24 protein-coding genes and 1 riboswitch are annotated in these 21,041 nt (G+C 55.7%); of the genes, 9 read left to right on the top strand and 15 right to left on the bottom strand.

Features of this window, described 5'->3' with window-relative positions:
• Position 1 precedes the first annotated feature (1 nt).
• Complete coding sequence (locus NOG13_RS01520) at positions 2–778, bottom strand: heparan-alpha-glucosaminide N-acetyltransferase (protein ID WP_283110557.1); 777 nt, start codon at positions 776–778, stop codon at positions 2–4.
• A 213-nt stretch (positions 779–991) separates the two neighbouring features.
• Between NOG13_RS01520 and NOG13_RS01515 the strand changes: the two genes are divergently transcribed.
• The 6 genes from NOG13_RS01515 (at position 992) to NOG13_RS01490 (ending at position 4,882) form a co-directional block, all read left to right on the top strand.
• Positions 992–1,378 (top strand): thioesterase family protein, encoded by a 387-nt coding sequence (locus NOG13_RS01515; RefSeq protein WP_283110556.1) that lies wholly within the window; start codon positions 992–994, stop codon positions 1,376–1,378.
• A complete protein-coding gene (locus NOG13_RS01510; RefSeq protein WP_283110555.1) occupies positions 1,375–2,031 on the top strand; it encodes an HAD hydrolase-like protein in 657 nt (218 codons plus the stop codon). Before NOG13_RS01515 ends, NOG13_RS01510 begins: the two co-directional genes overlap by 4 nt.
• A 26-nt stretch (positions 2,032–2,057) precedes the next feature.
• Positions 2,058–2,169: riboswitch (TPP riboswitch) on the top strand.
• A 104-nt stretch (positions 2,170–2,273) separates the two neighbouring features.
• The gene (locus NOG13_RS01505) at positions 2,274–2,861 is read left to right on the top strand and encodes an energy-coupled thiamine transporter ThiT (RefSeq protein WP_283110554.1); all 588 of its coding nucleotides are present in this window, start codon (positions 2,274–2,276) and stop codon (positions 2,859–2,861) included.
• Between the two features lie 377 nt (positions 2,862–3,238).
• A complete protein-coding gene (locus tag NOG13_RS01500; protein WP_283110553.1) occupies positions 3,239–3,574 on the top strand; it encodes a DUF4870 domain-containing protein in 336 nt (111 codons plus the stop codon).
• Between the two features lie 154 nt (positions 3,575–3,728).
• Complete coding sequence (locus NOG13_RS01495) at positions 3,729–4,499, top strand: SDR family NAD(P)-dependent oxidoreductase (protein ID WP_283111205.1); 771 nt, start codon at positions 3,729–3,731, stop codon at positions 4,497–4,499.
• Positions 4,500–4,672: 173 nt separating this feature from the next.
• Positions 4,673–4,882 carry a helix-turn-helix transcriptional regulator gene (locus NOG13_RS01490; RefSeq protein ID WP_283110552.1) on the top strand — a complete coding sequence of 70 codons (210 nt, stop codon included), beginning with the start codon at positions 4,673–4,675 and terminating at the stop codon, positions 4,880–4,882.
• A gap of 60 nt (positions 4,883–4,942) precedes the next feature.
• Here NOG13_RS01490 and NOG13_RS01485 read toward each other — a convergent pair whose 3' ends face one another.
• Both NOG13_RS01485 and NOG13_RS01480 read right to left on the bottom strand, forming a co-directional pair.
• Positions 4,943–6,643 (bottom strand): phospho-sugar mutase, encoded by a 1,701-nt coding sequence (locus tag NOG13_RS01485; protein WP_283110551.1) that lies wholly within the window; start codon positions 6,641–6,643, stop codon positions 4,943–4,945.
• A gap of 131 nt (positions 6,644–6,774) precedes the next feature.
• Positions 6,775–7,242: a YfcE family phosphodiesterase gene (locus NOG13_RS01480; RefSeq protein WP_283110550.1), complete on the bottom strand. Its 468-nt coding sequence runs from the start codon at positions 7,240–7,242 to the stop codon at positions 6,775–6,777.
• Between the two features lie 92 nt (positions 7,243–7,334).
• On the opposite strand from NOG13_RS01480, the gene NOG13_RS01475 reads away from it, so the two are divergent.
• Genes NOG13_RS01475 through NOG13_RS01465 form a run of 3 tightly spaced genes read left to right on the top strand, consistent with a single transcriptional unit; the run spans position 7,335 to position 8,414 of the window.
• Positions 7,335–7,505: a hypothetical protein gene (locus tag NOG13_RS01475; RefSeq protein WP_283110549.1), complete on the top strand. Its 171-nt coding sequence runs from the start codon at positions 7,335–7,337 to the stop codon at positions 7,503–7,505.
• Positions 7,506–7,901 carry a hypothetical protein gene (locus tag NOG13_RS01470; RefSeq protein ID WP_283110548.1) on the top strand — a complete coding sequence of 132 codons (396 nt, stop codon included), beginning with the start codon at positions 7,506–7,508 and terminating at the stop codon, positions 7,899–7,901.
• 36 nt (positions 7,902–7,937) lie between these two features.
• Positions 7,938–8,414, top strand: coding sequence for a hypothetical protein (locus NOG13_RS01465; RefSeq protein ID WP_283110547.1), 477 nt, complete (start codon positions 7,938–7,940; stop codon positions 8,412–8,414).
• Positions 8,415–8,421: 7 nt separating this feature from the next.
• On the opposite strand, the gene NOG13_RS01460 is transcribed toward NOG13_RS01465, so the two are convergent.
• The 12 genes from NOG13_RS01460 to rnpM form a co-directional block, all read right to left on the bottom strand.
• Positions 8,422–9,462, bottom strand: coding sequence for a hypothetical protein (locus NOG13_RS01460; protein ID WP_283110546.1), 1,041 nt, complete (start codon positions 9,460–9,462; stop codon positions 8,422–8,424).
• A 16-nt stretch (positions 9,463–9,478) separates the two neighbouring features.
• On the bottom strand, positions 9,479–10,723 hold the full coding sequence (locus NOG13_RS01455; protein ID WP_283111204.1) for a glutamate-5-semialdehyde dehydrogenase: 1,245 nt from the start codon (positions 10,721–10,723) through the stop codon (positions 9,479–9,481).
• A 26-nt stretch (positions 10,724–10,749) separates the two neighbouring features.
• On the bottom strand, positions 10,750–11,550 hold the full coding sequence (gene proB, locus NOG13_RS01450; RefSeq protein WP_283110545.1) for a glutamate 5-kinase: 801 nt from the start codon (positions 11,548–11,550) through the stop codon (positions 10,750–10,752).
• Between the two features lie 146 nt (positions 11,551–11,696).
• Positions 11,697–13,907 carry a polyribonucleotide nucleotidyltransferase gene (locus tag NOG13_RS01445; protein ID WP_283110544.1) on the bottom strand — a complete coding sequence of 737 codons (2,211 nt, stop codon included), beginning with the start codon at positions 13,905–13,907 and terminating at the stop codon, positions 11,697–11,699.
• 184 nt (positions 13,908–14,091) lie between these two features.
• Positions 14,092–14,355 carry a 30S ribosomal protein S15 gene (gene rpsO / locus NOG13_RS01440; protein ID WP_283110543.1) on the bottom strand — a complete coding sequence of 88 codons (264 nt, stop codon included), beginning with the start codon at positions 14,353–14,355 and terminating at the stop codon, positions 14,092–14,094.
• Between the two features lie 174 nt (positions 14,356–14,529).
• Positions 14,530–15,465, bottom strand: a complete 936-nt coding sequence (gene ribF, locus NOG13_RS01435; protein ID WP_283110542.1) for a riboflavin biosynthesis protein RibF — start codon at positions 15,463–15,465, stop codon at positions 14,530–14,532.
• A 24-nt stretch (positions 15,466–15,489) separates the two neighbouring features.
• On the bottom strand, positions 15,490–16,404 hold the full coding sequence (truB, locus tag NOG13_RS01430) for a tRNA pseudouridine(55) synthase TruB (protein ID WP_283110541.1): 915 nt from the start codon (positions 16,402–16,404) through the stop codon (positions 15,490–15,492).
• A complete protein-coding gene (locus tag NOG13_RS01425; RefSeq protein ID WP_283110540.1) occupies positions 16,401–17,357 on the bottom strand; it encodes a DHH family phosphoesterase in 957 nt (318 codons plus the stop codon). Before NOG13_RS01425 ends, truB begins: the two co-directional genes overlap by 4 nt.
• On the bottom strand, positions 17,344–17,709 hold the full coding sequence (rbfA, locus tag NOG13_RS01420; protein ID WP_283110539.1) for a 30S ribosome-binding factor RbfA: 366 nt from the start codon (positions 17,707–17,709) through the stop codon (positions 17,344–17,346). Before rbfA ends, NOG13_RS01425 begins: the two co-directional genes overlap by 14 nt.
• A gap of 209 nt (positions 17,710–17,918) precedes the next feature.
• Positions 17,919–20,429, bottom strand: a complete 2,511-nt coding sequence (gene infB / locus NOG13_RS01415) for a translation initiation factor IF-2 (protein ID WP_283110538.1) — start codon at positions 20,427–20,429, stop codon at positions 17,919–17,921.
• Positions 20,426–20,755: a L7Ae/L30e/S12e/Gadd45 family ribosomal protein gene (locus tag NOG13_RS01410; RefSeq protein WP_283110537.1), complete on the bottom strand. Its 330-nt coding sequence runs from the start codon at positions 20,753–20,755 to the stop codon at positions 20,426–20,428. Before NOG13_RS01410 ends, infB begins: the two co-directional genes overlap by 4 nt.
• On the bottom strand, positions 20,742–21,014 hold the full coding sequence (gene rnpM, locus NOG13_RS01405) for an RNase P modulator RnpM (protein ID WP_416201327.1): 273 nt from the start codon (positions 21,012–21,014) through the stop codon (positions 20,742–20,744). Before rnpM ends, NOG13_RS01410 begins: the two co-directional genes overlap by 14 nt.
• Positions 21,015–21,041: the final 27 nt, after the last annotated feature.

Here is a 21,041-nt window from a genome sequence, read left to right as displayed (position 1 = left end):
TTTATCCGTGAGAGACAAGCGCCTGAATCAGCAGGCACACGCCGTAGATAACCGGCTGATGAACGATGTAAAGAATCAGCGCATGGCGGCCCATCCAGCCAAAGACCGGAACGCGCGACTTGTAAAGCGCCTTCGGAAATTTCCCCGCCTTTGCCAGCTTGCCGACGAAAATGCCGGCCGCGTAGACGAAAATCCACGGCAGCATCGGGAAATAATCGGCGCTCATGAAGTCTTCGTTATGAAATCCGAGCGGCGCAAGCCAGTTGGTCGAATAAAGCCCCTGCGGCAGCATCAGCTTAAGCATTCCGCCCGGACCAAAATATCCGTACTGTATATTCATAGTAAAAATATACAGAAAGACGCATAACGCTACGGGTATCCAGATAGAACGGCAGCGGTCAATGGCCGGTTTCAGGAGTCCGGCGAGAATCATGCAGACTGAAAGGAAGTGCAGAATTCCGAAAGTGATAATATCCTCCGGCACAACAAGCGCGGTTACGAGGGTTACGCCCATGGCAATGGCGAACAGCTTCAGACCTCGTGCAAGGTTCGAGTGCGAGAGGTTGCAGGCAATGCCGGAAATAAACATGAACAGACCGGCGAAAAACGGCTCGGCCGGAGTGAAAAATTGAAAAAAGAACCTGCCCCAGAAATTGCCGAACAGGTAGCCGACCGTGTAAAAGCCGTGGTAAAAAATCATGCAGAAAACCGCGAGGCCGCGGAGCTCGTCCATGGTGTAGATGCGGCCTGTTTTCAGCGGTGCGCCTTCATTCATCATAATCCCTCAAATCTTCTGCCCGCGGCTAAAAGCAGGCGTCCATTTTTACATTATACCATGTCCGCACGCCGTTTCCCAGAACCTCCGGTAAAACGCATAAAAAATGCAGCGGCTCAACCTTTCTGTTGTGAACAATCAGGGGTGATAGAGGCCGGTTCGATATGGTATAATCATAAAATACGGAAAAGGTTTGTCTAGAAACGGAGGAAGAAAATGACGGCGAAGAGAATCACAAAAAACTATACGGTAACCGAAGAAATGCTTGCCGAACGTGTGGGAAGCGGTTCCCTGCCGGTTCTGGCAACTCCAGTTTTGGCGACGCTGTTTGAAGGCGCTGCAGCGGAAATCGCGCAGGAATTCTTAGCAGACGGCCTCACCACCGTCGGTACGGAAATCACCGTGCACCACACCGCACCTACACCTTGCGGCGCAAAAATTACCATAGAGGCGGAACTGACAGAACAGACCGACCGCGTATTCCGCTTCCGCCTGACGGCGAACGACGAAGCGGGTCCGATTGCAGACGGTACGCATGAACGCGTGAGCGTAAAATCAGAACGTTTCACGGAAAAGGCTCTTGCCCGCAAGGTGAGCAAATGAAGCAGTTTGACCTTGTTTTGTTTGACCTTGACGGTACGCTGACGAATTCCGGCCCTGGAATCATAGATTGCGTAACCCGCGTCCTCAAGGAGATGGGCCGCCCCGTGCCCCCGCCGGAGACCCTCCGTAAGTTCATCGGTCCGCCTCTTTATGACAGCTATGTGACATTCTGCCACATGACATCGGAGGAGGCGCAGGAGGGAATCGACCGCTACCGTGCGCTCTACCGCGCAGGCGGCGTCTTCAACAACGGGGTTTATGACGGAATCTTCCCTGTGCTTGAAAAACTCCGCGCAGAGGGAAAACTCCTCGCCGTTGCCACCTCAAAGCCGGAGTCGATGGCGATGGACGTTCTCTCGCACTTTGGGCTTAAAAAATATTTTGATGCTATCAGCGCGGCCGATGAAAGCGACCGCGGCAACGGAAAGGAAGAGCTGATTATTCCCGTGCTCGAAAAGCTTTCTGTTGCTCCTTCCCGCGCGGTGATGATCGGCGACACGAAATACGACGCAGCCGGCGCCCGCAACGCGGGAACGCAGTTCCTCGGTGTGCTGTACGGTTTCGGCACCGAGGAGGAAATGCGCAACGAGGGCGGAACGGTTTTCGCACGCACGCCGGCGGACATTATCCGCCTGCTGCTTGACAAAACCTGAGCTGCGCAGTAAGATGAGAAACAGAAAATTACATAGAGGGGTGCTGGGTATTCCCGGCTGAGATGAAGCGGATAGACGCTTTGAACCCTTAAACCTGATCTGGATAATGCCAGCGGAGGAAAAGTATTTGTACTTATCAGCTTCGCGGGCAGATTCCCGCGGAGCTTTTTTCATGCCCGCGGGACTGCGGCGTATTCCGAACGGCATTATGCGGAGAGGAAATTTAACGGAGGTCTTTTGAAATGGAAACAGTTCCAAACAAAAAGCGCTCTGGCCTGGACCCGCATGTGCTTCGTCTTGTAGAAAGTGCCGTTATGCTCGGCCTTGCAACGGCGCTCAGCATGGTGAAGATTTTTCAAATGCCGCTCGGCGGGTCGGTGACGCTCTGCAGCATGCTCCCCGTGCTGCTCATCGGCTACAAGTACGGCCCAAAATGGGGAGTTTTGACCGCCTTCACTTACAGCGTGATTCAACTATTGCTTGACCTTGGCCAGCTTCTTTCGTGGGGCCTGACGCCCACGGCTTTGGTGGTTTCGATTCTTGAGGACTACCTGCTGGCCTACACGGCGCTCGGTCTTGCGGGCATCTACGGACATGGCCCGAAAAAGTATGTTCTCGGAATGTTCACCAGCGTTTTTCTGCGATATGTGTGGGTTGTGGTTGCGGGCGTGATGGCGTATGATTCGTTTCTGCCGGAAGAGTGGAAGGGGCATTTACTCTTGTACTCGCTTGTTTATAACGGGCAGTTTCTTCTGCCGGATTTCGCCATCTGCCTTGGGGTGGGTCTGCTGATTTACCGCCCATTAGGCAGGTTTCTCACGGTGGAGTGAACCCTCCATTACACACCGGAAGATCGGTCGAATTCATGGATTGTTCATAAAAATAGCACGGATTTTTCAAAAAGCTGTCATGTTTCATACATAATAGCTGGATAAAATGAAGTCGTTCCGAAAGGGAAACACAGAAACAGGAACGCAAAATTCTGCGGGGGCGGCGGTGAGGTCGGAATACCGGACCACCGCCCCGCAAATCAAACTATACGTTCTTCCATTGGAGGACTTTCAATTTCATATACTTTCTTCTTCCTCTTCCAAAATCGCCGCCTGAAAAAGGCGGCGATTTTGGTTCCGAAAGAACCCCAAAAGTATTTTTTCCGCGCTGCGGGTGTGGTATACTTTTGGGAAATACGGTGTAGGAGGCCTGTGTTATGAATGGCTTTTACGGGGAGCAATACGATCCAATTGACGTGCAAAACAACAGAGCTGTCAGCGTACTTGCCTACATACCCTTCCTTTTCTTTTTGCCGCTCGTCGTCCACCCGGATTCCCGCTACGGCAGATTTCACGCAAACCAAGGGCTTGTGCTGCTGCTCGTGTGGGTCATTGTCCATTTCATCCTGAAGTGGATTCCGCTGATCGGTTGGATTCTGAACAATTTTTTCTCTCTGTTTATGTTCCTCCTCGTAATTTTGGGAATGGTTCGTGCCTACAGCGGCAGGGCGGTTCCGCTGCCTTTTATTGGCCAAATTGAAATTATTAAGTAATCGTTTTTTCTTTTCATGACTTTGATAAAAATTTTTCAATCTTTTCTTGCAGTTCCTACGGATGTTAGGGTATAATAAATGCAGATAACGGTGGATGGCCGGACCGCAAAGTGCGGCACCGCCGAAGAAAAAGGGAGGACTTTTTTCAATGAATATGTTTGATTTAACCGGCAAAGTTGCCGTGATTACCGGCGCTTCGAGCGGCCTGGGTGCCGACGCGGCGCGCGCTTACGCAGAACAGGGTGCAGACGTTGCTCTTCTCGCACGCCGTAAGGAAAAGCTGGAAGCTGTCTGCAACGAAATTAAGGAGAAAACCGGCCGCAAGGCAATTGCCGTTCAGTGCGACGTCTCCAAAGAGGAGAGCGTAAAGGCTGCTGTTGAGGAAGTGCTCAAGCAGTACGGCAAAATCGATATTCTGCTCAACGACGCAGGCGTCGCTCAGGGCGGTTCCGTTGAGAACCTCACCACCGAGCTGTGGGATCGTTCCATGGACATCAACGTCAAGGGCATCTTCCTCATGAGCAAATATGTCATCCCCGGCATGAAAGAGCGTAAATACGGCAGAATCGTCAACATCGCTTCGGTCAACGCAATCATCGCCGATAAAGAGGATACGCTCGTCCGCCACGTTTACAACACCTCCAAGGCGGCTGTGCTCGGCCTTACAAAGGCTATGGCTGCGACCTACGCACGCTACAACATCACCGTCAACGCGCTTGGCCCGGGCCTGTTCGAGTCTGAAATGACCGAAGGCACGCTGTTCAAGCACGAGGGATTCATGAAGATGTACAACGCGCTGTGCCCGGCTTCCCGCCCGGGTGCCCGCGGCGAAATGAACGGACCGATTCTGTTCCTCTCTTCCGATGCGTGCAGCTATGTGAACGGCCAGTTCTTCGTAGTAGACGGCGGCCTTTCCATTACCTGATTTCAAAAACAAGCAAAGCAAATCCCCGGAGGAATTTCCTTCGGGGATTTTTTGTTGTGCGGCTGCATTCCTGTGAAAAATGCCAAGAAAACTTGGCATAGAAAGGGGCATTTCCTTGCCCTGTTCGCCTTTTTCCTCGTTTTATATCTCCTCAGAATTACGGGTGTCATGTAATGGATGAAAAGCTGATTTTGAAAAACCGTTTGAAAGAGGCCCGCGCGGAGTGCAAAATTTCGCAGGCACAGCTTGCCGAAATGGTGGGTGTTTCCCGAAATACCATCAGCTCCATTGAAACGGGGCAGTTTAATCCCGCGGCAAAGCTTGCGCTGATTCTGTGCACCGCGCTCGACAAAAAATTGGAAGATTTGTTTTACTTTGAATAAGGGATTGTGCGGATAAAAAAGCGCTGAGGCGAAAAACCTCAGCGCTTAAATTTTATGCCGTTATTTCTGGATGCCGAGCAGAACGGGCGCGGCCTCGCGCAGCTTTGCCACTTCGGCGAGGGATTCTTCCTTGTTTTTGCCGTTCGCGGAAAGATAGACTTTAATCTTCGGCTCGGTGCCGCTCGGGCGGACAATCAGCTTGCCGCCGTTCGAGAGACGGTATTCGAGAACGTTGGATTTCGGCAGAGTGATGGGCGAAGTCTTGTCACCGTCATACCGCACGGATTCGAGGTAATCGCTCCAGCCGACGACATCGTAGCCGGCAATCTGCTTGGGCGGATTGTTCCGGGTTGTATCCATAATGGCGTTCATCTTGCGCATGCCGTCTTCGCCCTCGAAGGCAAAGTTCAGCAGCTCGTTCTCGTAGTAGCCGTACTGCTTGTAGAGCGCTTCCATCGCGTCGATGAGCGTCATGCCTTTTTCGCGGTAATAGTAGGCCATCTGGCAGATGAGCATGCTGGCGTCAACGGCGTCTTTGTCGCGCACATAGCCGCCGGAGAGGTAGCCGTAGCTCTCCTCAAAGCCGAAGACATAGCGGTTCGCGCCGCCCTCCGATTCGAGCTCGGCGATTTGGTCGCCAATATACTTGAAGCCGGTGAGCACGCGGCGCAGCTCAATGCCGTAGTGCTCCGCCAAAGGAGTGACCATGTCGGTGCTTACGATGGTGGTGACGGCAACGGGGTTCTTCGGCATGGTGCCTTCCTCGGTGCGCACACGCGCCACGAAGTCGAGCAGAAGGGTGCCAACTTCGTTGCCCGTCATCAGGCGGTATTCCCCGTTGTGGCGAACCGCGATTCCGCAGCGGTCGCAGTCGGGGTCTGTGGCAAGCAGCAGGTCAGGCTGAACCTTTTCGCAAAGCTCAAGGCCTTTCTGCAGAGCCTCGCGGATTTCCGGGTTCGGGTACGGGCAGGTTTTGAAGGTGCCGTCCGGGAACTCCTGCTCCGGAACGATGGTGACGTCTTTGACGCCGATCATGTCGAGAATCCGTGTCACGCAGACACGGCCGGTTCCGTTGAGCGGAGTGTAAACCACTTTGAGGCCGGTGCACGGGCGTGTGAACGCGCGCTGCTTCATGACTTCATCGAGGTAGCGGTCGATAACGCTGTCGTCGATGTAGCGGATCATGCCGGATTTCACGGCTTCGTCGTAATCCATGCGCTTCACGTCACGGAAAATATCGAGCGCATTGATGGCGGCGAGAATGTCGTCTGCCATTTTCAGCGTAATCTGGCAGCCATCGGAGCCGTAGACCTTGTAGCCGTTGTATTTTGAGGGATTGTGGCTTGCGGTGATGCAGATGCCCGCGTCGCACTTGAGGTAACGCACAGCCCAAGAAAGGGTCGGCGTCGGGGAAAGCCACGGGTAGATATGAACATGAATTCCGTTGGCCGCCAGAACGGCAGCAGCCTGCTTTGCAAACAAGTCGGACTTAATGCGGCTGTCGTATGCAATGGCAACGGAGGGGTTTTTCCCATGTGCATTGAGGTAATTGGCAAGGCCCTGTGTGGCCTTACGAACCGTATAGACATTCATGCGGTTCGTGCCTGCACCGATGACGCCGCGAAGTCCGCCGGTGCCGAACGCTAAGTTGCGGTAGAACCGGTCGTTGATTTCATCAGGTTTGCCCTGAATGGAGCGAAGCTCCTCCGTAAGGTCCGGATCATCAAGATTTTCATGGAGCCAGCGGTCGTATTCCGTCATAGAATCAAATCCCTCTTTTTCATTGAATTGATATTCTTCAAAGTATTTCCGGTACATTCCGGAAGAGAAAGGCACGCTGGTTTCGCGCGCCGATTCGACTCTTTTTAGAGTATCATTTTAGAGCGGCGCTGTCAATCGCAGGAAACGATGTTTGTAACGATGCCTGCGGGCGTAATGTCAAGCGTGCCGTAGGTTCCGTTGCTTCCGTTCAGGCTGCCCGGGTTCATGATGTAAAGCCCGTCGCGGTATTCGGCAATCGGGTTATGCGTGTGGCCGAAGAGAAGAACATCGGCCTTCTTTGCACGTGCCGCCGAAACGGCTTCATACAGCCCGAATTTCACATTATAAGTATAACCGTGTGTGTAGAAAATACGCTTCCCTTCAAATTGAGCGATGCCCTCGGTGGGCAGAGTGCTGCCCCAGTCGCAGTTGCCGCGCACCTGAAGGAACATTTTCTCGGGGAAGTTGAGTTTCATTTCATTCGCTTCTTCTTCCCCGTCGCCAAGGTGGATGACAACCTCGGCATTCGGCTGCGCCAAGAGGGCGTTCCTCAGGGCATAGCGGTCACGGTGGGTATCGGAAACAACAAGGATCCGCAAAAAAAGACCTCCCTATTCTGCGGGTCGGCCGTGTGAGAAGTTCGTTCTACCTTTTTTGTCTTCCGCATATCTTATAGCGGGGGTGATTTGACATGGGGAACAATCCACAGGCCGGCCAAGAACTTGTTAATAAACTCATTAGTGAGCTGAGCGAAGAAGATAAAAAGAAGCTGGAATCTGTACTCGCCGACAAAGAGGCGTGCCAGCGGATTTTGCAATCGCCGGAAGCACAGAAGCTGATGAAAGAGCTGGGGGTAAAATAAATGGATGACATCTCTTCCCGCCTGAGCGAGATTTTAAGCGACCCGGCCAGCATGGAACGGCTGAGAAACCTTGCCGCGATGTTCAGCGGCGCCTCACAGCAGGATCATGAGCCCCAGCCGGCTCCGCCGCCGCAGCAGAACACGCAGCGCGCGCAGCCGCAGCCTCAGGGGCAGATGCCGTCGCTGGACCCGCAGGTCATGGGTTTGGTGATGAAGCTGGCTCCGGTGCTTTCCGCTATGAGGCAGGAAGATAATTCTACACGGCTGCTGAACGCACTGCGGCCCTTCCTCGGGGAAGACCGCCGCAGAAGGCTTGACGAAGCCATGCGAATCCTGCAGCTTGCCCGAATTTTGCCCTACCTGAGAAACAGCGGGCTGCTTCAATCCATCTTGTAACGGACGAAAAATCATTCAGAAAAGGGGGAAACGGCCATGGCAGAGTATCCAGTGCCGCAAGGGAGGGAGATGAGTCAGCTTCGGCAGGAAGCGATTCGCCGTGCACGCGAAATGCAAGCCCGTGCACAAATTCCGATCAATCGCCAGCCGCCGCAGCCTGCACCGGAGCCTCCTTCGCCGCCGCAGCCTGCGCCGGAGATTCCCCCGCAGGAACCGACTTCGGAGCCTCGGCAGGAAATACCGCCGCAGTCTCAGAATATCCCACAGCAGCAGAATGTTCCGCAGCAACCGAATATGCCGTACCCGCGCATGCAGCAGATGCCCATGCGCCCACGGCAAAACAGCGGGCAGAACCGGAGACCGGACCCGCCCGCCAATCAACCGCTCGGCGGCGCACTCGATTTTCTCACCAAAGACCCGGAACGGGCCATCATTCTGATACTCCTGCTGATTCTAATGGAGGAAAGGGCAGACAATTCGCTCCTTTTCGCCATGATGTATCTGCTTGCCTGAACTGGCACTACGAGGCTTTGCGAACGGCGTAAATATAATCTTTTCTCGTTTTCTCATTCGTTTTTATAACATAATCCATGTATTTTGCTGGGGTTGGCTTTTCCGTTCCCGAGCTGACCGACGAAGAGGCGGTGCGAGTCGCATCCGTCGGCGGAACGTACCCCACGCGGAGGACGACACTGTCGCCCTCTTTTTTTGCGCTCACGGTGTAGGGAGTGTAGACTCCCTCCTGCGAATAGAGCGCAATATGAAACTGGGCTTTCTCAGAATCATAAGTATAGAAGGATTCTGTCTTCGGGCTTTGCGGGTGCAGGGTGCAGTCCGGCCCGAACAATTCTTCACACGCCTCCGCAACGTCGCCGAGAGGCACAACGGTGCGGCCGATGTCGTCATAAGTAGTGTAGTCGGAGGAATGTTCGATCATCAGCTTCCAGATAGAGGCATTCAGGACAAATTCCTCGTCCGCCTTGTCGGGCGATTCAAACGGCTCGGGGTCCTGCGCCACAACGACGGCTATCTCTTGGTCGTAGGCGCGCAGCTTGCTGTCGTCGGTTAAAGCGCTGTGGATGCGCTGCCCTGCCGTGACGGCTATGAACACGACACCCACGAGGGCGAGCAGCAGCACGAGAAAGCCGGTAAAAAGCCCGTAGCGGTATTTCCCGGAACGGCGGAGCTGCCGGTCTTGACGGTCCGTATGAACAGAAACGGGGGGCTTTTCCTCCTCGTCCCACTTTGTGAGGTATGACTCGACGTCGTTTTTTTCGCCTTCGGGCAGAAAGTCGTCGAGTTCGTTTTCATTTTCCATGCTGGCCTTTGGCAGCGGCTTTGAAACACGTTTCTTTTCCGCCTTAGGCCTGGCGGAAGAAGCGTTTTTCGCTGTGCTGTTCCGTGCAGGCTGTTTCGGAGCAGATTTGTTCGAGGCAGACTGTTTCGGAGCAGATTGCCTCGGAGCAGGGCGTTCCGCCTTCGGCTTCGGCGGATGCGCGTTCCGGTAGTCTGCGGAAAACCCCTCTATGCCCCCGGAGTTTTGGGTGTCGTTCTCGCTCATAGCTTCCGTTCAACTCCTATCGTACCTGGCCGCTGCCGGTCACGATGAATTTTGTCGTCGTCAGTTCACGCGCGCCCATCGGTCCGCGTGCATGAAGTTTCTGGGTGGAGATACCGATTTCCGCGCCTAAACCGAATTCGCCGCCGTCCGTAAAGCGGGTGGAGGCGTTGACGTAGACCGCGGCGGAATCCACTTCCTGCGTGAAGCGGCGGGCATTCTCGTAGCTTTCCGTCACGATGCACTCGCTGTGCCCGCTGGAATACTTCGCAATGTGCGCGATGGCCTCGTCGAGGCTGTCGACTACTTTGACCGACAGGATGTAGTCGAGGTACTCTGTAGCGTAGTCTTCCTCGGTGGCGGGGACTACGCTGCTGCCGAGAATGGCGCGGGTGCGCTCGCATCCGCGCAGCTCCACGTTCTTTTCGTCAAGCCGCTTTTTAATGGCGGGAAGAACACGCTCGGCGGCCGCGCTGTGGACGAGCAGGGATTCTGCCGCGTTGCACACCGAGGGACGCGAGGTTTTAGCGTTGAACACGATTTCCGCGGCCATCTCCGTGTCGGCGGATTCGTCCACATAGATGTGGCAGTTGCCCCAGCCCGTTTCAATGACGGGAACCCGTGCATTTTCCGTAACGGTGCGGATGAGGTTTTTGCCGCCGCGGGGAATCAGAACGTCGAGGTACTCCGTCATTTCCATCATGGCCTTTGCGGAGTCGTGCGACGTGTCGTGCACAAGCTGCACGCAGTCGGCGGGGAGCCCCGCCTGCTCCATGGCGGAACGCAGAACGGCTTCCGTTGCCGTGTTGGTGCGCAGAGCTTCCTTCCCGCCGCGCAGAATGACGGCGCTGCCCGCCTTAATGCAGATGGCGGCCGCGTCAGCCGTCACGTTCGGCCTTGCTTCGTAGATGATGCCGATGACGCCGAGCGGAACACGAACTTTTTCGATGCGCAGCCCATTCGGGCGCGTAATGCCGGAAACAACTTCCCCAACGGGGTCGGTCTGATTCGCAACGCTGCGCAGACCGTCAGCCATGCCCTTGATGCGCGCTTCGTTCAGGGCAAGGCGGTCCAGCAGAGCGTCGGTCATGCCTGCCGCGCGCGCTGCCTCAAGGTCTTCGCGGTTGGCCGCAAGAATCTTCGCGGCTTCGCGCTCAAGCCCGTCTGCCGCCGCAAGAAGGGCGGCGTCTTTTTTCGGCCCCGCCGACGCAAGCGCGCGCGAGGCTTGTTTTGCCTTTTTTCCGAGTTCGGTCAGGTCCGTCATCATCGTGTCTCCCCCTTAGCTTAATTTTAGCCTTTGGCGCTGCCGAAAACTGTCCCAATCTGTGCGCCTTCAAAAAGAGTATAGAGCTTTTCGGGTACGGCGCCGCTCATGATGCAGCAGGTGATGCCCGCTTCGTTCGCATACGCCGCAGCCTGTACTTTCGTGGCCATGCCGCCGGTTCCACGGTTGGAGCCGGTTCCCCCTGCCAGCGCGCGGATTTCATCGGTGACGCGCGGAACATAGGGAATCCGCTTTGCGTCTGGGTCAACGGACGGGTTCTTATCATAGAGGCCGTCGATGTCAGTCAAAATGACGAGAAGGTCTGCTTTCACCAACCGGGCAACGATGGCAGAAAGCGTGTCGTTGTCACCGATACGCGCGCCTTCCAGCTCATCGACCGCGACGGTGTCGTTTTCGTTTACAACGGGGATAATGCCCATATCGAGCAGTTCCTTGAACGTGTTTTCGGTGTTCTTGCGGTTGTGCTCATTTGCGATGACGTCGCCCGTAAGAAGTACCTGCGCCACCGTGAGGTTATATTCCCCGAAAAACTTGTCATACATAAACATCAGTTCGCACTGGCCCACGGCAGCGATGGCCTGCCGTTTTGCCGTTTCCTGCGGGCGCGATGGGAGCCCGAGTTTACCCACACCTACGCCGATTGCGCCGGAGGTGACAAGGATAATCTCCTTGCCGGAGTTCTGCAGGTCACTGAGCACCCGGCACAAGCGCTCAATTCTGCGAAGATTCATTTTTCCATTTTCATAGGTCAGCGTGGAGGTTCCAACCTTCACGACGACTCGTTTTGCCTGCGTAATTGCCGACATATCATTTCCGCCTCTCGCGTATTTTCCGATATATGAATTGATTATAGCACAAACACAAATTATTTGAAATGCGGGTGCGCATATTTTGGCGCCCGGAAAAAAAGCCTGTCCCCGTTTTTTGCGGAGACAGGCATTGCTGCGTCGAATTACTGGTGATGGCGAACTCTGTTGAAATCGCCGCGGTTTCCGCCCTGACGGCGGTCATGCTCGAACGAACGGCGCTGGGGGCGCTGTGCGGAGACTTTGTTCTCCGGAACGAGCCCCTCAACATCAATGAGTGCTTCGCGGCGGGAAAGGTTCAATCTTCCTTTATCGTCGATATTCATAACCTTGACCATAACTTCATCGCCCACGTTCACCGCGTCGGTAACCTGATCCACATGCTTCACATCGAGCTGGGAAATATGCACAAGGCCTTCCTTGCCCGGAGCAATTTCAACGAATGCGCCGAAATCCATCAGGCGCGTTACCTTGCCGTTGTAAATGGCACCCGGCTCCGGATCGTTGACAATGGTGTCAATAATGCCCATGGCGCGCTTGCAGTTGTCGAGGTTCAGACCAGTAACATAAATACGGCCGTCTTCTTCCACGTCAATCTTAACATCGCATTCGGAGCAGATCTTCTGAATGACCTTGCCGCCGGTGCCAATGACTTCGCGAATCTTATCAATCGGAATTTCCATGGAGAGCATCTTCGGAGCATACGGAGAAAGCTCTTTGCGCGGTGCCGGAATGGTTTTGAGGATAACTTCGTCGATGATATAATCGCGGGCTTTGTGTGTCTTATAGAGGGCTTCCTTAATCATTTCCGGGGTCAGGCCGGAAATCTTCAGGTCCATCTGAATGGCGGTGATGCCGGCGTGCGTTCCGGCAACCTTGAAATCCATGTCGCCGAAGAAGTCCTCGAGGCCCTGAATGTCCACCATTGTCATCCAGCGGTCGCCCTCGGTAATGAGGCCGCAGGAAATGCCTGCCACAGGAGCCTTAATCGGAACACCTGCGTCCATGAGCGCCAGTGTGGAACCGCAGATAGAAGCCTGCGATGTGGAGCCGTTGGAGGAAAGAACCTCAGAAACAAGGCGAAGGGTGTATGGGAACTCGTCGATTGAAGGAAGCACCGGAACAAGGGCGCGCTCGGCAAGGGCGCCGTGTCCGATTTCGCGGCGGCCCGGGCCGCGGCTCGGCTTCGTTTCGCCGACGGAGTAAGAAGGCATGTTGTACTGATGAATATAGCGCTTGCTGACTTCCTCGTCAATGCCGTCGAAAGTCTGCTGGTCTTCGAGGGAGCCGAGCGTTGCAACGGTGAGCACCTGCGTCTGGCCGCGGGTGAACAGTCCGGAACCGTGTGCACGCGGCAGCAGGCCAACTTCCGCAGAAAGCGGGCGGATCTCGTCCATTTTTCTGCCGTCAACGCGCTTCTGCTCGTCGAGCAGCCAGCGGCGCACAACGTATTTCTGGGTCTTGTAGAGGCATTCGTCGATTTTTGCCTCCTGCTCGGGATATATTTCGTCGAACTTCTCGTGAACTTTTTCGTAAATAGGAATCAGGCGCTCATCGCGAACCTTCTTGTCGTCGGTATCCAGTGCCACGCGGATGTCGTCAATTGCGAACTCCTTAATGGCGTTGAACATTTCCTCATCCGGCTCACTGCTCGGATAAGTGAATTTCGGTTTGCCGATTTCGCTCTGGATGTTCTTGATAAACTCGATGATGGGCTGGTTCGCTTTGTGGCCGGCCATGATGCCGCCGTACATGACGTCGTCCGGAATTTCGTCGGCGCCGGCTTCAATCATGGCGATGCGCTCCGAAGTGGAGGCCACGGTTACAGCCATGCGGGATTTCTTGCGCTGTTCGGAGGTCGGGTTGATGACGTATTCGCCGTCAATATAGCCCACGGAAACACCGGAGATGGGGCCGTTCCACGGGATATCCGAAATGCTCAGGGCGATGGACGTGCCGACCATTGCGGCGATTTCCGGCGAGCAGTCGTGGTCCACGCTCATAACGGTGCAGACGACGGAAACGTCGTTGCGCATATCCTTCGGGAACAACGGACGAATCGGGCGGTCAATGACGCGGGCGGCCAAAATGGCCTTGTCGCTCGGGCGGCCCTCACGCTTCAGGTAGGAGCCCGGGATTTTACCCACGGAATAGAGCTTTTCCTCAAAATCGACGGAAAGCGGGAAGAAATCCACGCCCTCGCGCGGTTTTGCGGAAGCGGTTGCTGCCACATGAACTACGGTGTCGCCGTAGCGCACAAGACATTCACCGTTTGCAAGCTGTGCCATTTTGCCGGTCTCAATGACCAGCGGACGGCCTGCAAAGTCGGTTTTGTAAACGCGGTAGTTTTCAAACATTGCTTATCCTCCGTATCTGAAAAATATCGTCAGAGTGCGGCAGGTTTAGCAATTAAACCAACGTCTTGCTGCTGCAAAAGGCGCTCGTTTCACTGCTAAGTCCCGCGCACTCATGTGAACGTCAAATCTGAAAAAATGTGGGAAAAGGCAGACGGCACCTGCCGCCTGCCCTTTCGCAGCGAAATTACTTACGGATGTTCAGCTTTTCAATGATGGAGCGGTAACGCTCAATATCATTCTTCTGCAGGTAGTTGAGGAGGTTGCGGCGCTGACCAATCATTTTGTACAGGCCGCGACGGGAATGATGGTCCTTCTTGTGGACGCGGAGGTGCTCGGTGAGAGTGTTAATGCGGGTTGTGAGAAGTGCAATCTGCACCTCCGGAGAGCCTGTGTCGCCTTCATGAAGAGCGTACTTCTTGATAATTTCGGTTTTTTCTTCTTTCAGCATCGTGATTTCCACCTTTTCTAAAATTCCCGCAGTCACAGAAAAGGGCTGGTGAAATCCCCGGGACGGGGCGATTCCCCAAATCCGTGAGAGGGGTACAATATTGATAGTATATCACAAGGTTTCCAGTTTGTAAATGCCACCTAAACTTGAAAGTTTGTGCGCCGTCGTGCGCCATTACCGCCTGCTGTCAAACAGCTCCGGGTGTTCGCGGAAATAGCGTTCCGCTTGTTCCCCGTTGTGCTGAATGGCTGCTTTCAGTTCCTCAAGGCTTCCGAACTTCCTTTCGGGGCGGAGGAATTTCAGCAGCGCGGTGCGCACGATTTTTCCGTAAAGCTCCGGTCCATGGTAGGCAGGCATCCATGTTTCGGCAAGCACAGCGTTGGAACCGACGGTGGGTTTAACGCCCACGTTCGTTACACCGAAGGTTATTGTATCCCCAAATGACACCGCGGATACATAGACGCCGAATTTTGGTCGGACAAGTTCCGGCGGGACTGCCTGATTCAGCGTGGGAGTGCCGAGCTCCCGGCCGAGCCTTCGTCCGGCGATGACCGGCGATTCGTAGGCGAACGGCCTGCCGAGCAGGTGCGCCGCTTCCTCGGGTTTTCCGTCGGCGAGGAGATTGCGGATGCGGGTGGAGCTAATCAGGCCGCCTTCCGCGAAGACAGGTTCCGCAACGGAGGTCTCAATGCCCTGCGCGGCGCAAAGGCTGCGCAGCTCGCGGCTTCCGGCGCGGCCGTCTTTGCCGAACGTGAAGTTGAAGCCGCAGCAGACGAGCTTTGCCCGGCAGACGTCCGCCAGAATGTTAGAAACGAAGTCCTCCGGCAAAATCGGACGGATGGACTCGAACTCCACGAGGTACAGGCGTTTTACGCCCATCTCGCTTAAAATACGGATTTTTTCCTCTTGCGTCAGGAGAAGTCCGCCGAAGGTATCCTTGCCCGCCTTCGGGTTTTCCGTGAATGTAAAAACCGTGGGTGTCAGTCCGCGGCTTTCGGCTGCAAGCGCACGGGAAATGACTTCCCGGTGCCCGCGGTGAATCCCGTCAAAGCTGCCGAGCGCAACGGCGCTCGGAGTTTCGGCGGGCGTTAAAGTCCTGAAAATTTCCATGCTGCAGTTCTCTCCTGAACGGCTTTACTTGGTTCCGCCTTCTCTGGGGAACAGACGGAGAACAGCCAGATTTTTGTCCCGCACTTCACCGAGGCCGAGGAACACATTCTCCGGCGAAAGCACGCGGAAACGGCTTCCGTCGCTGAGCTGCGCGCTGCGCAGGGAGGTGCGTGAGAGGTCGAGTGCGCCGCCGTTTGAAAAGCGCACTGCCTGTGCCGCGGATACCGTTACCGCCGGATAGGAGGTGAACAGCGATTCCACCGGAAGCACACGCTCGGCGATTCGTCCCTCCGCCGCAAGCGCTTTTGCCTGCTCAAGCGTGACAGCGTCGGAAAGCGAATACCCAGCCGCTCGTGTGCGGCGCAGGGAGGTCATCACGCCGTATGTACCGAGCGCTTCTCCGATGTCTGCACAGAGGGTGCGGATATAGGTCCCTTTGGAGCAGGAAACGGAAAGACGTCCGCTCTGCGTAGCTTCATCGAACTCCAAGAGTTCCAGCCGGAATATGGTGATGGGCCGTTTTTTGCGTTCCACCTCAATGCCGCGGCGCGCAAGGTCATAGAGGCGCTGGCTGTTCACGCTAACGGCGGAATACATCGGCGGCGTCTGCAGAATGTCGCCGCGGAAACGGGGCAGAACGGATTCCAGTTGGGCGCGCGAAGCACGCACGGAGCTTTCCGCAATCGTCTTGCCCGTGCTGTCCTGGGTATCGGTTGCAAGGCCGAGGCGGAACCCCGCCTCGTACTCTTTGTCTGTGTCGGGAAGGAATGGCAGCGCGCGTGTGGCCGTTCCGAGGAGGAGCGGCAGAACGCCTGTTGCCATTGGGTCGAGTGTGCCGGTGTGGCCGATTTTGCGTTCGCGGCAGACACCGCGCATAACAGCAACTACATCAAAGGAAGTAAAGCCCGCCGGCTTGTCCATTATGAGGATGCCAGTCATACGTTCTCGCTCAAATACCTTTCTGCTGCGTCGAAAATCTTCTGTTCTGCTTCGTCGAGTGGCAATGCGATGGTGCAGCCCGCGGCACCCTTGTGTCCGCCGCCGCCGAACTGCTCACAGATGACGGAGGCGTCTGCCGGGGGCCTTGCCCGCAGCGACACTTTGTAGGTTCCGTCATCCTTTTCCCGCAGGGTGATGCCGATGCGTACACCCTCAATGCAGCGCGGGATGCTGGCGATGCCGTCGAGGTCATCTTCCACGGCACCCGTTTCGGCAATCATCTGCTTTGTGATGCGGATGACCGCAATCCGCCCGTCCTTCGAGAAGCGCATGGAGTCGAGCACGCGGCGCTCCATTTCGATGCGGGCGCGGCTCTTTGTGTCAAACATGGCGCGGTCGATCTCCACCGAGTCGGCGCCTGCCTCCATGAGCTTTGCCGCCACACGGTGCGTGTGCGGCGTGGTGTTGACGTATTTGAAACAGCCGGTGTCTGTGGTAATGCCCGTGTAAAGCGAATTGGCAATCAGCGGGTCAATCGGCACGTTCAGAAGGCCGAGGAGGTCATAAATAATTTCGCAGGTTGCGGCGGCAGTGGAATCCACATACGTTTCCGCGGCAAACGGAGACCTAGAACGGTGGTGGTCAACGGCCAGCGCGATTTTACCTTCATAGCGCGAAAGCAGTGGCTGTCCGAGCAAAGAGGCGTCGGCAACGTCGACGGAAATCACAAGTCCGCCCTCAAACTCATCGTCCGGAAGGTCGCGGAAGAGATAAGCAAACTTTGACCCGATGGGGTCAGAGCAGCGCACGACGGCGCGCTTCCCGAGCTTCCACAGGCCGCGGCAAAGCGCCGTGCCCGAGCCGAGGGTGTCGCCGTCGGGGAACTGGTGGCAGAGAATCGTCACGCAGTCCGCGGAGCGAAGCACCTCAGCGATGCGTTCAAGGGTTGCCATTTTCGTCCTCCTTGTCCTTCAGCTCATTCAGTAGCCGCGCGATGTTTGCGCCGTATTCAATCGAATCGGTTGCGCGGAACAGGAGCTCCGGCACCTTGCGAAGGTGAAGGCGCGTGCTCAGCTCGTGGCGGATGAATCCCGATGCGGAGCGTAGGCCTTTCACCGCTTCCTTTGCGCGGTCAAGGCCGTCCATGGAGCTGATATAGACGGTGCAGTAAGAAAGGTCGTTCGTCACTTCCACGCGCACGATGCTGATGAGGCCCTGCACGCGCGGATCTTTCAGTTCGCGGAAAATTGCGGTGAGTTCCCGCATGATATCTTCTGTGACACGCCCCAGCTTATGACTTGGCATTGTGTTCTACCTCCCACAAGGCAGGCTCTCCCTGCTTTTCTGCGCGGCCGCGGCAGCGCCGGCCCGCACATATCTCAATGATTCATTGTGCCCCAAGAAGGGGTGTGTGCCGCTCTCTATGCGAATTCAGCGGGAGAATCCTCGAGATCCTCCCGCTAATTGCTTTGTCCGGCAGCAGTTTGCCCGTTTTGGCAAAGCGGCATACGCTGTTACTCGGTATATTCTTCCATGATGAAGGCTTCCAGAATGTCGCCTTCCTTGATGTCGTTGAACTTTGTCAGGCCGATGCCGCAGTCGTAGCCTTCGGCAACTTCCTTGACGTCGTCTTTGAAGCGCTTGAGCGAGGCGATGCTGTCCTCGGCAATCACGATACCGTCGCGCACGACGCGGACCTGTGAGGAACGGGTAACCTTGCCTGTGGTGACGTGTGCACCGGCGATGGTTCCCACGCTGCTGATGCGGTAGACCTGGCGCACTTCTGCCTTGCCGAGTGCGGCTTCACGCAGCTTCGGCGCGAGCATACCCTTGAGTGCGGCGCTGATTTCGTTGATGCAGTCGTAAATGACGCGGTACAGGCGGATATCGACCCCGTCGCGCTTCGCGTTTTCCTCCGCGACGCTGTCAGGCCGTACATTAAAGCCGACGATGACGGCGTTGGAAGCGGCAGCCAACATAACGTCGGATTCGCTGATGGCGCCGACACCGCTGTGGATGACGTTGACGCGGACCTCGTCGTTGCTCAGCTTTTCAAGCGACTGCCGCACGGCTTCGACGGAACCCTGAACGTCTGCTTTGACGATGACCTGGAATTCCTTCATTTCGCCTTCCTGCATCTGCTCGAACAGATTGTCGAGCGTTACTTTGGTGCGGGCGTTGAATTTTTCTTCCTTCAGCTTGTTGCGGCGCTGTTCCACGAGCTCGCGGGCAAGGCGCTCGTCGGTGACGGCGTTGAATACGTCGCCGCCCATTGGAACATCGTCGAGACCGGTAATTTCAACTGGGACGCTGGGTTCTGCGGCTTTGACCGGTTTGCCGTTTTCGTCCGTCATTGCGCGTACGCGGCCGACGGTTGTGCCCGCTACGATAATATCGCCTACATGCAGGGTGCCGTTTTGGACCAGAACGGTGGCAATCGGGCCGCGGCCCTTGTCGAGCCTTGCTTCAATGACAGTACCCTTTGCAGCGCGGTCCGGATTTGCTTTCAGTTCTTTCAAATCGGCAACGAGGAGCACGTTTTCAAGAAGTTCCTTAATGCCGGTCCCTTTCACCGCGGAAATCGGAACGCAAGGAACGTCGCCGCCCCATGCTTCCGGAACGATGTCGTACTTCGTCAGCTCCTCCATGACAGCTTCGGGGTTTGCACCCGGTTTATCCATCTTGTTTATGGCGACAACAATGGGAATATTTGCCGCCTTCGCGTGGTTGATCGCTTCAACCGTCTGCGGCATGACGCCGTCGTCGGCAGCAACAACGAGAATCGCGACATCCGTTACCTGAGCGCCGCGGGCGCGCATGGTGGTGAATGCCTCATGGCCCGGGGTGTCGAGGAAGGTAACGTCGCGTCCGTCGACTTTGACGCGGTAAGCACCGATGTGCTGCGTAATACCGCCGGCTTCCATGCTGGTGACGTTGGTGTGGCGGATTGCGTCAAGGAGCGAGGTCTTGCCGTGGTCAACGTGGCCCATAACGACAACAACCGGCGCGCGCGGAACGAGATTGTCGTCTTCATCCTCACTGTCGTCGATGATGCGTTCCTCAATGGTGACGACAACTTCCTTCTTTACCTTCGCGTGGAATTCCATGGCGACAAGGGAGGCAGTGTCAAAATCAATCACGTCGTTGACGGTTGCGAACACGCCGAGGCTCATCAGCTTCTTGATGACTTCGGCTGCCGTCGCCTTCAGGCGCGTGGCGAGCTCACCGACCGTAATTTCATCCGGAATCTGCACGGTAATCGGTTTGTTTTTCCGCTCAAGCGCGATGCGGCGGAGACGTTCGGCCTCTGTTTCCTTGCGGGACGAGTGCGGTTTGCCGCGGTAGCGGGAACTCTTCTGAACGAGTTTTTGCTTCTTAACCGTATTATCGGTGGATTTCAGCTTTTCGGAGGCGAGGCGGTCATATTTTTCATCGTAGCGGTCCAGCTCGACATGGGACGCATGGGTGTCTATGATGCGGCCGGCCGGACGAGTGATTGTGCCGGAGGTCTCGATATGGACAGTCTGCTGCTGAGGACGCTTTTGCGCAGGTTTCTGAGCGGGCTGCTGTTTCTGTGCAGACTGCTGTTTTTGAGCAGACTGCTGCTGGGGCTTCGTCTGCTGCATTTTTTGGGCTTTCTGGGAAGTCTGCTGTGCGGCCGGAAGTCCGTCCTTGCGGGAAGCCTGAGCAGCCGCCTGCTGCTTTGCCTGACGACGAGGCTGTTCCGCCGCGGGAGCCGGTTTTTCCGTCTGCTGTGCGGTAGACTTTTCAGGAGTAATCGCAACATCGGGCGCTTCCTCAACCACAACGGGCTTCTGCTTTGCAGCCTCCGCAAAGTAGCTGTCCAAACTCTCCATGCTGTTTTTTTGGGTAAAAGCCTCAAATACGATGTCTAATTCGTCCTCTTCGAGGGCAGTCATGTATTTGTGAGGCTTGCTCGTGTATTTCTCTAACGTTTCGAGCACTTCTTTATTGGTGACGTTGAGATCCTTCGCAACGTCGCGGACTCTGTATTTCACCATCATAGTATCGTTCCTCCTCGATCCTCCGCACAAAGCTTAAGCAATGCTTCTGCGAACCCGCTGTCTTTTACCGCCAAGACACCTGCCCTCTGCCCGAGAGCAGCCTGTACCGTATCCATCCCTGCGGGAAGTTCCATGGCTTTTACGCCGGCTTTTTCGGCTTCTTCCCTTATGGACTGTGCACTTTTCGGCGAAAGGTCCGCACAAAGGAGAACCAACGCCGCCCGGCGCCGGCGCACAGTCTGTTTTACTGCTTCGCTGCCAAGCTCAAGTTTTCCGGCTTTTCTGGCAAGGCCCAGCAGGTTCATCAGTCGATCATTCTTTTCCAAGCATTTCCTCCTCCATGCGGTCGTAGATTTCATCCGGAATTTTGCACGAGAAGGCTTTTTCAAAGCGGCGCGCTTTTCGAGCGGCCTTCAGGCAATCAATGTTTTTGCATACATACGCGCCGCGGCCCGGCTTTTTGCCGGTCAAATCAAGGGATATCTCTCCTTCGGGTGACTTGACGACGCGCACGAGTTCCTGTTTTGGTTTCATTTCGCCGCAGCCCGTGCACATGCGTAGCGGCGTTTTCTTTTTGCGAATCATAGTGCGGTCCCTCCTCTGCCCTGTGGT

The organism is Thermocaproicibacter melissae, from assembly GCF_024498295.1.
Classification (GTDB): Bacteria; Bacillota; Clostridia; order Oscillospirales; family Acutalibacteraceae; genus Thermocaproicibacter; species Thermocaproicibacter melissae.
Note: the sequence above shows the minus strand (reverse complement) of the source record. Positions and strands in the feature narration are given on the sequence as shown.